Raw genomic sequence first — 13,652 nt, forward strand, 5'->3', positions numbered from 1 at the left:
CTGACAGATCGTGATCGCGGTGCTTATGATGCCGCCGATGAAGAACTTCTCCTCTGGTGGATTGGGGGAATCGTCCGCGTCCGGTGAGTGCTGATGGCATCTCACTTCACGCCCACGATTCCGACCCGCCTGTCGATGTGGCAGCGCGTACGCGAGTACGCCGTGCCACTGTCCATGATCGAGACCGCCACCGCGCGACGTGCCGCCGGTGACTGGGCCGGGGCCTGCGCCGCCGCCCGGGTCGACGTCGACCTCGATCTGCGCGCCGTGCGCGACCGCCACGGCACCGAATTCGTCACCCGTCTGCGGGCGGACCTGCGTCGGCTGGCGCCGGATCTGCTCCGCTGGCACATGCCCCGGATCGCCCCCGACGGACGGCTCCGGCCCGGCCTCACCCTGTCCCTGGCCCGCTATCCGGCTTACGGCGGGGCCCTGGCACATCTGGTGGTGCGGACGTCGCCGGCCTGGGCGGACGCCGGGCAGCGGATGTCGCTGGCACTGTGGGAGGAGTCCGGGCCCGGCAATCCCGAACACCATCCGCATCCGTACCCCGACCGACGCTTCCGCCTCGACCTGCACCGCCACCTCTGGGACGCAGAGCGCAGCGGCGAACTGACGGGGCGCTGTGGGGTGGGGGCGGGCTCCTCGCCGACCAGCGCGAGTCGGGATGCCGGGGCGGCGGGCGATTTTCCTGCGGGCGCGGGGAGTTGGGGAACCGGGTCAACGTGCGATTCCTCGTCGGGCGCGGGAAGTCCGGCCACTGGGGCAACGCCCGTCTCCCCATCGGCCACGCCGATCCGACCCGCCTGGGCCAGGCAAGACTCCCTCTCGACCACCGCGCATGGGGCCGGTGAGGCCGCAGCCGTCACCCGGTCGGGCCCGGCGATCTGGGCCGCCGGAGCGGTGCAAGACTCCCCTTCGGCCACCGCGAGTTGGGGTACCGGGGCAGGGACCGGACGCTCGTCGGCGGGGGAGCATTTTCCCTCGGCCATGGCGAGTTGGGCCGGTGGGGCCGCGACCGATGCCGCCTCGGCCACCGAAAGGTGGGTCGCGGCGGCCGTGCCCTACTCCCCCTGGGCCACCGCCCGTTGGGCTGCCGAGGCCGAGCTGTTGCTGCGGGACGAGGGGTGTACTCGCGGGGCGTTCACCGTGCGGCTCGGTACGCGCAGGTGGGCCGTGTTCGAGCTCGTCGCACCCGACGACAGTCATGTTCCGACGATCCGGCCGGTGCGTCAGGAGCTGCCGCCGCAGGGAATCGCGGCGCTTCCCGTGCTGCCGGAGGCGGCCGCACGGGTCCTGCCGGATCTGGAGCTGCTGCGGGCCGGGCTGATCACGGCCGACCGGCTGCATCCGCTCGTCGCCGCCGCGCTGGCGTCGACGGCCCCGGCACCGGCACCGCTGGCAGGCCCCGCCGGTGAACCCAGCGCACCCAGCGATCCGCATCGTGTGGAGTGCCGGGGCGCAGTGCACCGGATCGCCTTGCGGGACGGGGCCCTGACGGCGGTCGACCACGACCCGGACGAGCTGCGCCGGGAGGAGCTGCTGGTGGCGCTCGGCGGGCCCGCGTTGCCGTGTCTGCGGGCGATCGACGCGGTGCACCGCACCCCGGAGGCACTGCCCGCGGTCCGGGAGCGGCTCGCCCACGGTGATGTCGCCGGGGCGCTGGCCGTGGTCGAGGGGCTGCTCGGTCCCGGTGCGCTGCTGCGCGACGGGCCGCTCCGCGAGGAGTTGGAGTCCGCCGCGGCCCGCCGCATCGAGCACGGGCTGTTCCGTTCGGGGCTGGTCGCCGTACACCCCGCCGCCGCCACCGCCGCGGCGGAACCCCGGCCCCGTCTCGACCGGCGTACACCGTCCGTCTGGCGCTCCAAGCGCAACAGCCCCGGCCGGCCCCGTACCGCCCTGCCCTTGTGACCGGGCGACCTCACTCGTCCCCTTCACCCACAGCTTCAGCCCGCGCGGCTGTCCCTTCTCTTCACACACCCAGGTGATATCCATGACGTCCAGCACCCTTGCGTCCACCGACGGCCAACTCGCCCTCGCCGAGGATCTGTTGATGCTTCTGCGGACGACCACCACCGAGCCCCGCCCCGACGAGCAGCTCGAAGCGCTCACCCTGGCCGTGGCCGCCGACCTTCCGGTGCTGCTCTGGGGCGAACCGGGCATCGGCAAGACCGCGGCCCTGACCCAGCTCGCCGCCTCCCTCGACCTGCCGCTGACCACCGTGATCGCCAGTGTCCACGAGCCGACCGACTTCTCCGGGCTGCCCATCGTGGGCGACGACCCCGCGGTGCAGGGCGTGCCGATGGCACCGCCGCAGTGGGCCGTGGAGCTGGTGCGGGCCGGGCGCGGACTGCTCTTCCTGGACGAACTGTCCACCGCCACCCCGGCCGTCCAGGCCGCGCTGCTCCGGGTCGTGCTGGAGCGGCGGGTCGGTGCCCTGCAACTGCCGCCCGGCGTACGGATCGTGGCCGCGGCCAATCCGCGCGCCTCGGCGGCGGACGGGTGGGAGCTGAGCCCGCCCCTGGCCAACCGGTTCGTGCATCTGTACTGGGTGCACGACCGGGACGTGGTGGTACGCGGCCTCGGCGGGGTCTGGCCCCGGGCCGAACTGCCCCGGCTCGAACCGGAGCGGCTGCCGGAGGCGGTGGCCCTCGCCCGGCGCGCGGTGTGCGGGTTCCTCGCCGCGCGGCCGACGCTGATCCACCGGCTGCCCAGCTCCGAGACACGGCGCGGCGGAGCCTGGCCCTCGCCCCGGAGCTGGGAGACCGCGCTGACCCTGCTGGCCTTCGGCACGGCGGCCTCCGTCTCCCGGGAGGTGCTGGCGCTGCTGGTACGGGGCGCGGTGGGCGACGGACCCGGGCTGGAACTCCTCGCCCACCTGGACCGGATGGACCTGCCGGACCCGGAGCTGCTGCTGGCCGACCCGGCCCGCGCCGAGCTGCCCGAGCGCGGTGACCTCCGGCAGGCCGCGCTGGAGGCGGTGGTGGCCGCCGTCGGGGCACGGCCGGAGCGAAGGCGCTGGGAGGCGGGGTGGGCGGTCCTGGTCCGGGCCCTGGAGACCGGCGCCCCGGACCTGCTGGTCGCCCCGGCCAAGGCGCTGGCCGCGGTGCGGCGCGACGACTGGGAGGTGCCGGCGGCGGTGGAACGGCTCGCCGCGATCGTCGGTCTCGCCGCCGGTGCGGACCGGTCGGTGGAACGGGCCGAGGCCGCCCTGGCGCGGGGGGCGCGCCGATGACGGGGGCCGTGCCGCGCCCGCGCGTGCTGCCGCGGCCGATGGGTCCGCCTCCGCCTCCGCGGCCGGTGCGGGCGACCGTGCCGGGCCCGCCCGCCACGGCGGGCGGGCGCGCGGCGGACCGCGCACTCCCGCTGGACATGGAGAAGTTGCTCACCGCCCGGCTGCACGCCGTCAAGGTCCGCCCCTATCTGGCCGTCGCGCTCTTCGCGCTGCGGGTGGTGGAGGACCGGTCGGTGCCGACGATGGCGGTCGACGCGCACTGGCGCTGCTACGTCTCCCCCGGCTTCGTGGCCCGCACCCCGGTGGAGGAGCTGGCGGGCGTCTGGGTGCACGAGGTCTCCCATCTGCTGCGGGACCATCACGGGCGCGGCGAGCGCTATGCGCGGGAGCACGAGGAGTACGGGCCGGGTGAGCGGCTGCGGCGGAACATCGCCGCCGACTTCGAGATCAACGACGACATCTACGGCGACGGACTGCCCCGGCCCACCGGGGTGGTGCTCCCGTCGCTGCTGCGGCTGCCCGACGGGCTGCTGATGGAGGAATACCTGGACAGGGCGTCGCTGTCCGGGCTCGTCGCCGATCTGGCCTGGCTGGACTGCGGCGGCGGCGCCGACGGCGAGGAGCGGCCGTGGGAGCTGGGAGCCGACGGTTCCCATGGGCTGAGCAAGCAGCAGCGGGACGCGGTGCGGTTCCGGGTCGCCGAGGGGATCAAGGGCCGGCCGGGCGACGCTCCGGAGGGGTGGCGCCGCTGGGCGGACGAGGCCTTCCATCCGCCGCAGCCGTGGCGGCGGTTGCTGGGGGCGGCGGTGCGCTCCGCGGCCGTGGCGCCGGGGGTGGGCGAGAACCACAGCTACCGGCGTCCGTCCCGGCGGTCGGCCGCTGTCCCGGGGGTGCTTCTGCCGAGTCTGCGGCGGATCCCTCCCCGGGTCTGCGTGGTGATCGACACCTCCGGTTCGGTGAGCGACGCCGAGCTGGGCAGTGCGCTGGTGGAGGTGGCGGCGATCTCCCGGGCGGTGGGCGGACGACGGGACCTGGTCTCGGTGATCTCCTGTGACGCGGCGGCGGGGATCGCGGGCCCGATCTGCCGTGCCGAGGACATCGAGCTGATCGGCGGCGGGGGGACGGACCTGCGCTCCGGCTTCGCGCTGGCGCTGCGCTCGCGGCCCCGTCCGGACGTGATCGTCGCGCTGACGGACGGCCAGACCCCCTGGCCGTCCTCGCCGCCGCCCTGCCGTACCGTCGTCGGCCTCTTCCCGCGCCCGGGACGCCCCGCGGACGAGGACGACCCGCACTACGTTCCGGACACCCCGCCGCCCTGGGCACGGGTCGTCACCATCGGCTGAACGGACGGGCGCGCCGGGGGGAGGTGTGGGGTGGGGGCGCTCCTGGGGGCGGGTTCCGGTCCACCTTGCATGGGAGCGCTCCCACCCCACTGGGTCGGAACGTAGCGTTGCGGGGCGTGCTTGTAAACGCCTGGCACACGCACAGTTTCCCCCAAGTGCGCAGGGCCGCACCCCCGGTGCCAGGGGTGCGGCCCTCAACAGCCGTGCGGTTCCGCTTACTTGCGGATCAGGCTGCGCAGCACGTACTGCATGATGCCGCCGTTGCGGTAGTAGTCCGCCTCGCCGGGGGTGTCGATGCGGACGACCGCGTCGAACTCGACGCCGGTGTCGGTGGTGACCTTCACCGTGCGCGGGGTGGTGCCGTTGTTGAGCTCCTCGACGCCGGTGAAGGAGAAGGTCTCCTCGCCGGTCAGGCCGAGGGACGCGGCCGAGGCGCCCTCCGGGAACTGCAGCGGCAGCACGCCCATGCCGATGAGGTTCGAGCGGTGGATGCGCTCGTAGGACTCGGCGATGACGGCCTTGACGCCGAGCAGCGCGGTGCCCTTGGCGGCCCAGTCGCGGGACGAGCCGGAGCCGTACTCCTTGCCGGCCAGGACGACCAGCGGGATGCCCTGCTCGATGTAGTTGCGCGAGGCGTCGTAGATGAACGACACCGGACCGTCGGGCTGGGTGAAGTCGCGGGTGTAGCCGCCCTCGGTGCCCGGCGCGATCTGGTTGCGCAGGCGGATGTTGGCGAACGTGCCGCGGATCATGACCTCGTGGTTGCCGCGGCGCGAGCCGTAGCTGTTGAAGTCGCGGCGCTCGACGCCGTGCTCCGTGAGGTACTTGCCGGCCGGGGTGTCGGCCTTGATGGCACCGGCCGGTGAGATGTGGTCGGTGGTGACCGAGTCGCCCAGCTTGGCCAGGACGCGCGCGCCCGTGATGTCCGAGACGGGAGTGGTCTCCATCGTCATGCCCTCGAAGTACGGGGGCTTGCGGACGTAGGTGGACTGCGGGTCCCACTCGAAGGTGTTGCCGGTCGGGATGGGCAGCGCCTGCCACTGGGCGTCGCCCGCGAAGACGTCCTGGTAGGACTTGGAGAACATGTCCTCGCCGATGGCGTTGGCGACGACGTCGTTGACCTCGGCCTCGGAGGGCCAGATGTCCTTGAGGTAGACCGGGTTGCCGTCCTGGTCGGTGCCCAGGGCGTCCTTGGTGATGTCGACCTTCATGGAGCCGGCGAGGGCGTACGCGACGACCAGCGGCGGGGACGCCAGGTAGTTCATCTTGACGTCGGGGTTGATCCGGCCCTCGAAGTTGCGGTTGCCGGAGAGGACCGAAGTGACCGCGAGATCGTGGTCGTTGACGGCCTTGGAGACCTCCTCCGGCAGTGGGCCGGAGTTGCCGATGCAGGTGGTGCAGCCGTAACCGACCAGGTTGAAGCCGACCTTGTCCAGGTACGGGGTCAGACCGGCCTTGTCGAAGTAGTCCGTGACGACCTTCGAACCCGGGGCGAGGGTGGTCTTGACCCACGGCTTGCGGGTCAGGCCCTTCTCCACGGCCTTCTTCGCGACGAGGGCCGCGGCGACCATGACGTACGGGTTGGAGGTGTTGGTGCAGGACGTGATCGCGGCGACCGTCACGGCACCGTGGTCGATCTCGTACGTCGAGCCGTCGGGGGCGGTCACGGGGACCGGCTTCGACGGGGCGCCGTTGGGGGTGTTCGCCGGGGCGTCGGAGGCCGGGAAGGACTCCTTGCCCGCCTCGTCCACGTCGTCCACGTAGTTGCGCACGTCCTGCGCGAACTGCTGGGCGGCGTTCGCGAGGACGATGCGGTCCTGCGGGCGCTTCGGGCCGGCGATCGACGGGACGACCGTCGACAGGTCCAGCTCCAGCTTCTCGGAGAAGTCCGGCTCGGCGGCCGGGTCCAGCCAGAGGCCCTGCTCCTTGGCGTACGCCTCGACCAGCGCGAGCTGCTGCTCGGAACGCCCGGTCAGCTTCAGGTACTTGATGGTCTCGTCGTCGATCGGGAAGATCGCGGCGGTGGAGCCGAACTCCGGCGACATGTTGCCGATGGTGGCGCGGTTCGCGAGCGAGGTGGCGGAGACGCCCTCGCCGTAGAACTCGACGAACTTGCCGACCACGCCGTGCTTGCGCAGCATCTCGGTGATGGTCAGCACCAGGTCGGTGGCGGTGGTGCCGGGGGTGAGCTCACCGGTCAGCTTGAAGCCGACGACACGCGGGATGAGCATGGAGACCGGCTGGCCGAGCATCGCGGCCTCGGCCTCGATGCCGCCGACGCCCCAGCCGAGCACGCCGAGGCCGTTGACCATGGTGGTGTGCGAGTCGGTGCCGACCAGGGTGTCGGGGTAGGCCTGGCCGTTGCGGACCATGACCGTACGAGCGAGGTGCTCGATGTTGACCTGGTGGACGATGCCGGTGCCCGGCGGGACGACCTTGAAGTCGTCGAAGGCGGTCTGGCCCCAGCGCAGGAACTGGTAGCGCTCCTTGTTGCGGCCGTACTCCAGCTCGACGTTCTGCGCGAACGCTTCGTTCGTGCCGAACTTGTCGGCGATGACGGAGTGGTCGATGACCAGCTCGGCCGGGGAGAGCGGGTTGACCTTCGCCGGGTCGCCGCCGAGCTCCTTGACGGCCTCACGCATGGTGGCGAGGTCCACGACACAGGGCACGCCGGTGAAGTCCTGCATGATCACGCGGGCGGGCGTGAACTGGATCTCCTGCGACGGCTGGGCGCTCGAGTCCCACCCGCCGAGCGCGCGGATGTGGTCGGCGGTGATGTTCGCGCCGTCCTCCGTGCGGAGCAGGTTCTCCAGCAGGACCTTGAGGCTGTACGGAAGGCGGGCCGAGCCTTCCACCTTGTCCAGCCGGAAGATCTCGTACGACTCGTCGCCCACCTGCAGCGTGCTGCGGGCGTCGAAGCTGTTCGCCGACACGACAGTCTCCTTCTTTGATGTGCGCGTTCCCACCGCATCCTGCCGCCACGACGACCTGGCCGATCCGCTAAGGTAAGGCTAAGTTAGGCCACCCTTACTGCCCGACCGATGATCGCGTGCGGCTGCGGTACGCCTCGGCAGATATCTCGATGTCGAGATAACTCTAGTACATGGGGCCGGGATGGTCATGCCCGGCCTCCGTGTGATGTCCTCCTTCCACCATGAAGCGAGGCGATTTCCACCGGCATGCGGGCGGCTGGACGAAGTGGGTACCGCTGCCGACGACCGCATGGACGCGGCTGCGTCCCGGGCGCGCCCCGCTGCGCTGCCCCCTGCTGACCGACGACGACCTGGCGCGCGCCGCCTGGACGGCCACCCATCTGCCCGACCTCTTCACCGCGCTCCGGCACGCCGTCTGCGCCCACTACGAGGGCTTTCCCGAGGGACTCGACGTGCGCGCCGTCCACCTCCACCCGGTCGCCCGGGACGGCATCCCCTACGTCGGCGTCGAGTTCCGCGACCTCGGCGTCGCCGTGCACGGCACCCGCGTGGTGGACGTCGGCGGACCCGAGATCGCCACCGACCGCCGGATCGCGGAGGAGGACGCCGCGAACCCGCGCACCGGCCTGGACGAGGCGCTCATCGGCTACTGGAGCAGCATCCCGTTCGACTACGGCGTGATGGAGTGCTCGGAGTTCGAGTTGCGCGCCAACGGCCAGGGGTGGAGCAATCTGGCCAACGCCCTCGGCGAGTGCGTCACCCGGCTCACCTGGCGGTGCCCCGAGCCCGGCCTGCTGGAGCTGCGGACGGAGCAGGGGCGGGTGTCACGGCACGCGTACGTCGTCACCGGCGCGCCCATAGCCGCCGTCACCTTCGACGAACCCGTGGAATTCTGCCATCAGTTCGCCAAGCCGGGGTAGCCGAAAGGGGTCCGAACCACTTCGACGGGAGGCCTCCATGCCGCTCACCTTTCGCAAGAGCTTCCGCATCCTGCCCGGGGTCCGGCTGAACATCAACCGGCGTTCCTGGTCCATCACCACCGGTGGGGCGAACGGTCCCCGGCACACCCACAGCAGCACCGGACGTCGTACGACATCGATGGATTTGCCCGGACCTTTCGGGTGGCGCCGCACCCGTACCGCCAGGCGGCGTTGACGCCCCGTCACCCGTACGGGCCCCCCAGGAGGCGCCATCTCATATCTGAGATAACCTCAATCCCATGGCAGACGACTACCTCGTACGCATCGGCAAGCTCATCCGTGACGCCCGGCAACACCGTGGCTGGACACAGACGCAGCTGGCCGAGGCGCTCGGCACCAGTCAGAGCGCCGTCAACCGGATCGAGCGCGGCAATCAAAACATCAGCCTTGAGATGATCGCCCGTATCGGTGAAGCCCTGGACAGCGAAATCGTCTCTCTGGGCTACGCGGGCCCGATGCATCTGCGGGTGGTGGGCGGCCGGCGGCTGTCCGGCGCGATCGATGTGAAGACGAGCAAGAACGCGTGCGTGGCCCTGCTGTGCGCCTCCCTGCTCAACAAGGGGCGCACGGTGCTGCGCCGGGTGGCCCGCATCGAGGAGGTCTACCGGCTGCTGGAGGTGCTCCAGTCCATCGGTGTGCGGACGCGCTGGATCAACGGCGGGGTCGACCTGGAGCTGGTGCCCCCGGCCGAGCTGGACATGGGCGCCATCGACGCCGAGGCGGCCGTCCGCACCCGCTCCATCATCATGTTCCTGGGCCCGCTGCTGCACCGGATGGACGCCTTCAAGCTGCCCTACGCGGGCGGCTGCGACCTCGGTACGCGCACCATCGAGCCGCACATGATCGCGCTGCGCCGGTTCGGCCTGGACATCGCGGCCACCGAGGGCCTGTACCACGCCCGGGTGGACCGGTCGATCTCCCCCGACCGCCCGATCGTGCTGACCGAGCGCGGGGACACGGTCACCGAGAACGCGCTGCTGGCCGCCGCCCGCCACGACGGCGTGACCACGATCCGCAACGCCTCCTCCAACTACATGGTCCAGGACCTGTGCTTCTTCCTGGAGGCGCTCGGCGTCAAGGTCGAGGGCATCGGCACCACCACGCTCACCGTGCACGGCGTGCCGACCATCGACGTCGACGTCGACTACTCCCCCTCCGAGGACCCGGTCGAGGCGATGAGCCTGCTGGCCGCCGCGGTGGTGACCGAGTCGGAGCTGACGGTCCGCCGGGTGCCCATCGAGTTCCTGGAGATCGAGCTCGCGGTCCTGGAGGAGATGGGCCTCGACCACGACCGCACCCCCGAGTACGTCGCGGACAACGGCCGTACGCGCCTGGTGGACCTGACCGTGCGGCCCTCCAAGCTGGAGGCGCCGATCGACAAGATCCACCCGATGCCGTTCCCGGGCCTGAACATCGACAACGTCCCCTTCTTCGCGGCCATCGCGGCCGTCGCCTCGGGCAAGACCCTCATCCACGACTGGGTCTACGACAACCGCGCGATCTACCTCACCGACCTCAACCGCCTGGGCGGCCGCCTGCAGTTGCTGGACCCGCACCGCGTCCTGGTCGAGGGCCCCACCCGCTGGCGCGCCGCCGAGATGATGTGCCCGCCGGCCCTGCGCCCCGCGGTGGTCGTCCTGCTGGCGATGATGGCGGCGGAGGGCACGTCGGTGCTCCGCAACGTCTACGTCATCAACCGCGGTTACGAGGACCTCGCCGAGCGCCTCAACTCGATCGGTGCGCAGATCGAGACGTTCCGGGACATCTGAGCACGCAGGCTCGGACCGTGCGGGTTCCGGGATGCGGGCCTCCTCCCACGCGGCGCCCATGGACCGTCCGGTGGCGGAGGTGGCGGACGGGTCGTCCACGCACGACCCGTCGTGCCGATGGATCCGATGTCGCTGTGTGTCGTGGTGCTCTTCGGTGCCTTGGTGCTCGCCGCCTTGCCGAAGGCGGCGAGCACCCGTGCCCGGGACCGGGCGGCCCGGCTCCTCACCCAGGTCGCCGCCGTGGAGCGGCCCCGTCCCCCGCCGCGCGGCCCTGATCTCACGACTGCGATCAAGCGCGGCCTCGCCGCGGCGGGTCTCGTCGCCGGCGGCGCCCTGTTCCTCGCGGCCTGCGGGGGCGACGGCATGGAGCACGGCGGCTCGGCGTCGCAGCCCGCCGGGACCGCGGCCGGCCTTCAACGACTCGGAGGTCAAGGAACTCGCGGGGCGGATCGAGCGGGCCCAGGGCCCGGAGATCACGACGATGAAGGGCCGGCTGGAGTCCTGGAAGCAGCCGACCGCGGATCCGCGGACTTGGCGGTGCTGAAGGCCCTGAAGGGCACCGAGTTCGACCGGGCCTTCGCCGAGATGATGATCGAGCACCACGACGGCGCGATCGCCATGGCCGAGGACGAGCGGAAGAACGGCGAGAACCCCGACGCCCGGAAGATGGCGGCGGCGGTCGTCAAGAGCCAGTCCGCGGAGGTCGAGCAGCTCCAGGCCGTCGTCGACCGGCTCTCGTAACGCGGAGGCCGGACTCCGCGGCGGCCTTTCACCGACCGCGGAGCCCGGCCCGAGTCGTATCCGGTTGGCCTCTGGCCGCGGGGTCCGGCCCGAGTCGTCGCCCGTTGCCCGTCGGCCTCTGGCCGCGGGGTCAGTTCGCGACGAGGGTCACGTCCTCCTGGTGGGCCGCGTGGAAGACGGGCAGCGGCAGGCCGCCCTTGGTGTCCAGCTCCATAACGGTCGCCTCCACGTGGGCCGGGCCCGCTTCGAGCGAACTGCGGGACGGCTTGCCGGTGTTCTGCCAGCGGCGCTCCACGCCGTCGCAGACCGCGCGGGTGCCGCCGATGCCGTGGCGCAGACCCGACGAGGGCTTGCCCACGGAGGAGCTGACGAAGACCGGGCCCGTGCCGCCGGTGCAGCGGTAGGTGCCGGAGAGGGTGACCGTGCCGTCGGCGGCGATGGTGCCGGTCGGGTCGACGGTCACCGTCTCACCGGGGGCGGCGGGCGCGGCGGGGGCCGTGACCAGGAGCAGGGTGGCAGCGGCGGCGGTGCCGAGGGCGGCGCGTACGGGCATGGGAAGACCTTCCGGGTGAGCGGAGTTCGGGGGCCTCCACCAGTACCGGGCGCGCACGCCCACGCGCGTGATCGTCACCCCTTCGGTGGCGAGTCCGCGCCGGGGGTCCCCAGACCGTCCGGGAGTTGTCCCCGTGGTGTCACGCTTGCGGCCGGCCCGTGGCGATGAGGGCACGCCGGGAGGATGGTCTGTCCATAGGAAGTGTCCGACCCATGTGGAGGCGCACCATGAGTGCTCACCAGACGTCGTGTTCCGTGACCGGTTCGCATGCTCCGCTCGTCGTCGCCGCCCATCCCGAGCAGGGGTGGAGCCTGCTGTGCGACGGCACGATCGTCTTCGACGACTCCGGCGAGCTGCTGCCGGACGGGCGGGTCGTGTCGCCTCAGCGCGTGCCGGTGGGCCGGCTGGTGGCGGCCGCCTGAGCGGCTCGCTACGGGAGCACCGCGAAGCCGTCCAGTTCCACCAGCGCCTGCCGGTCCCACAGGCGTACGACCTCCACCACGGCCATCGCCGGGTAGTCCCGGCCCGCCAGCCGCCGCCAGGTCAGGCCCAGTTCACGGGCGTGCGCGCGGTAGGTCTCGATGTCCGTGGCGTACACCGTGACCCGCGCCAGGTCCGCCGGGGTGCCGCCCGCCGCGCGCAGGGCCGTCAGCAGGTTGCCCAGCGCCTTCTCGAACTGCTCCGGGAGCGTGTCGCCCTCGATCCTGCCGTCGGCGTCCAGGGCTGTCTGGCCCGCCAGGAACACCAGCCGGGAGCCCGTCGCCACCACCGCGTGGGTGAACCCGGTGGGCGGGGACAGCTCGGGCGGGTCGACTCGTCGCGCTGTCATGCTCGGGCCTCCAGGTCGGCGTACAACTCCCTGGCGATGATGCCGCGTTGCACCTCGCTGGCGCCCTCGTAGATCCGCGGGGCCCGGACTTCGCGGTACAGATGCTCCAGGAGATGGCCCCGGCGCAGGGCCCGGGCGCCGTGCAGCTGGACGGCCCGGTCGACCACGTACTGCGCCGTCTCGGTCGCCAGCAGCTTCGCCATCGCGGCGCGCCTCGGGACGTCCGGGGCGCCTTCGTCGTACGCCGTGGCCGCCGCGTACACCATCAGGCGGGCCGCCTCGGTGCGCAGGGCCAGCTCGGCGACCTGGTGGGCGACCGTCTGGAGGTCGCTCAACGTGCCGCCGAACGCGTCCCGCCGGGCGGTGTGGGCGAGCGTCGCGTCCAGGGCCGCCTGTGCCATGCCGACCGCGAAGGCGCCGACGCTGGGGCGGAAGAGGTTCAGGGTGCCCATCGCCACCCGGAAGCCCCGGTCGGGCTCGCCCAGGAGGTCGTCGGCCGTCACCGGGACCGCGTCGAAGGCCAGCGTCCCGATGGGGTGCGGGGAGAGCATGTCGAGGGGGGTGCCGGTCAGGCCCGGGCGGTCGGCCGGTACCAGGAACGCGGTCACGCCCCGGGATCCCGCGCCCGGGGTGGTGCGGGCGAACACCGTGTAGAAGTCGGCGTCGGGGGCGTTGGAGATCCAGCACTTCTCGCCGGTGAGGCGCCAGGCGGACGGGCCGTCGGGGTGGGCGGTGAGGGAGAGGGCCGCCGCGTCCGAGCCCGCGCCCGGCTCGCTGAGCGCGAACGCGGCCACCGCCGTGCCCGCGCCGACCCTCGGCAGCCAGTGCTCGCGCTGGGCCGGGGTGCCGTGGGCGTGGATGGGGTGGGCGCCCAGGCCCTGGAGGGCAAGCGCGGTCTCCGCCTCCGTGCAGGCGTAGGCCAGGGACTCGCGCATCAGGCACAGGTCCAGGGCGCCGGAGGTGAACAGGCGGGGCAGCAGGCCGAGGGCGCCCAGTTCGGCGACGAGCGGGCGGTTGACCTGGCCGGGTTCACCCTTCTCGGCGAGCGGGCGCAGGCGCTCCGCGGCCAGCAGACGCAGTTCGGCACACCAGGCGGCCTGTTCCGGTTCGAGTGAGAATGCGGACATCGCCGTCCTCTCCGCCCGCGGCCGGTCGACGGGACCGCGGGGCCACTCCCCCGACGGTATCGCGCGCAGTTGACTGCCGTCACCAACGCGATACGCTCCTCGAGCGAGCCCACCAGGCAACCAGGGAGCCCACCAGGCAAGG

The 13,652-nt window shown here is 72.3% G+C and carries 11 protein-coding genes and 1 pseudogene; 8 read left to right on the plus strand and 4 right to left on the minus strand.

Translation table 11 applies throughout. The annotated features are described in order from the left end of the window. Window positions 1–93 precede the first annotated feature (93 nt). From ACFYW5_RS28405 to ACFYW5_RS28415, 3 genes are all read left to right on the plus strand, one after another. On the plus strand, window positions 94–1,911 hold the full coding sequence (locus ACFYW5_RS28405; RefSeq protein ID WP_389419937.1) for a hypothetical protein: 1,818 nt from the start codon (window positions 94–96) through the stop codon (window positions 1,909–1,911). Window positions 1,912–1,993: 82 nt separating this feature from the next. Further along, window positions 1,994–3,235: an AAA family ATPase gene (locus tag ACFYW5_RS28410; protein WP_389419938.1), complete on the plus strand. Its 1,242-nt coding sequence runs from the start codon at window positions 1,994–1,996 to the stop codon at window positions 3,233–3,235. 137 nt (window positions 3,236–3,372) lie between these two features. Then, on the plus strand, window positions 3,373–4,578 hold the full coding sequence (locus ACFYW5_RS28415; RefSeq protein WP_389420084.1) for a VWA-like domain-containing protein: 1,206 nt from the start codon (window positions 3,373–3,375) through the stop codon (window positions 4,576–4,578). Between the two features lie 215 nt (window positions 4,579–4,793). On the opposite strand, the gene acnA is transcribed toward ACFYW5_RS28415, so the two are convergent. Continuing rightward, complete coding sequence (acnA, locus tag ACFYW5_RS28420) at window positions 4,794–7,511, minus strand: aconitate hydratase AcnA (protein ID WP_389419939.1); 2,718 nt, start codon at window positions 7,509–7,511, stop codon at window positions 4,794–4,796. A 221-nt stretch (window positions 7,512–7,732) separates the two neighbouring features. Here acnA and ACFYW5_RS28425 point away from each other — a divergent pair, with 221 nt between their 5' ends. The 4 genes and pseudogenes from ACFYW5_RS28425 (at window position 7,733) to ACFYW5_RS28440 (ending at window position 11,001) form a co-directional block, all read left to right on the plus strand. Continuing rightward, a complete protein-coding gene (locus tag ACFYW5_RS28425) occupies window positions 7,733–8,431 on the plus strand; it encodes a hypothetical protein (protein ID WP_389419940.1) in 699 nt (232 codons plus the stop codon). Window positions 8,432–8,468: 37 nt separating this feature from the next. Continuing rightward, on the plus strand, window positions 8,469–8,666 hold the full coding sequence (locus ACFYW5_RS28430; protein WP_190194188.1) for a DUF4236 domain-containing protein: 198 nt from the start codon (window positions 8,469–8,471) through the stop codon (window positions 8,664–8,666). 64 nt (window positions 8,667–8,730) lie between these two features. Continuing rightward, entirely contained in the window at window positions 8,731–10,260 is a 1,530-nt protein-coding gene (locus ACFYW5_RS28435) for a helix-turn-helix domain-containing protein (protein WP_389419941.1), read from the plus strand. A gap of 58 nt (window positions 10,261–10,318) precedes the next feature. Next, window positions 10,319–11,001: pseudogene (locus tag ACFYW5_RS28440) on the plus strand (DUF305 domain-containing protein). Between the two features lie 130 nt (window positions 11,002–11,131). Here the strand turns inward: ACFYW5_RS28440 and ACFYW5_RS28445 are convergent. Further along, entirely contained in the window at window positions 11,132–11,554 is a 423-nt protein-coding gene (locus ACFYW5_RS28445) for a DUF6299 family protein (RefSeq protein WP_389419942.1), read from the minus strand. Window positions 11,555–11,781: 227 nt separating this feature from the next. On the opposite strand from ACFYW5_RS28445, the gene ACFYW5_RS28450 reads away from it, so the two are divergent. Continuing rightward, window positions 11,782–11,976 (plus strand): DUF5999 family protein, encoded by a 195-nt coding sequence (locus ACFYW5_RS28450; protein ID WP_389419943.1) that lies wholly within the window; start codon window positions 11,782–11,784, stop codon window positions 11,974–11,976. A gap of 8 nt (window positions 11,977–11,984) precedes the next feature. Here ACFYW5_RS28450 and ACFYW5_RS28455 read toward each other — a convergent pair whose 3' ends face one another. Together ACFYW5_RS28455 and ACFYW5_RS28460 are read right to left on the minus strand one after the other, a co-directional pair. Beyond that, window positions 11,985–12,383 carry a RidA family protein gene (locus ACFYW5_RS28455; protein WP_389419944.1) on the minus strand — a complete coding sequence of 133 codons (399 nt, stop codon included), beginning with the start codon at window positions 12,381–12,383 and terminating at the stop codon, window positions 11,985–11,987. Then, window positions 12,380–13,510 (minus strand): acyl-CoA dehydrogenase family protein, encoded by a 1,131-nt coding sequence (locus tag ACFYW5_RS28460; protein ID WP_389419945.1) that lies wholly within the window; start codon window positions 13,508–13,510, stop codon window positions 12,380–12,382. Before ACFYW5_RS28460 ends, ACFYW5_RS28455 begins: the two co-directional genes overlap by 4 nt. Window positions 13,511–13,652: the final 142 nt, after the last annotated feature.

The organism is Streptomyces sp. NPDC002779, assembly GCF_042888685.1.
In the GTDB taxonomy this organism is placed as follows: domain Bacteria; phylum Actinomycetota; class Actinomycetes; order Streptomycetales; family Streptomycetaceae; genus Streptomyces.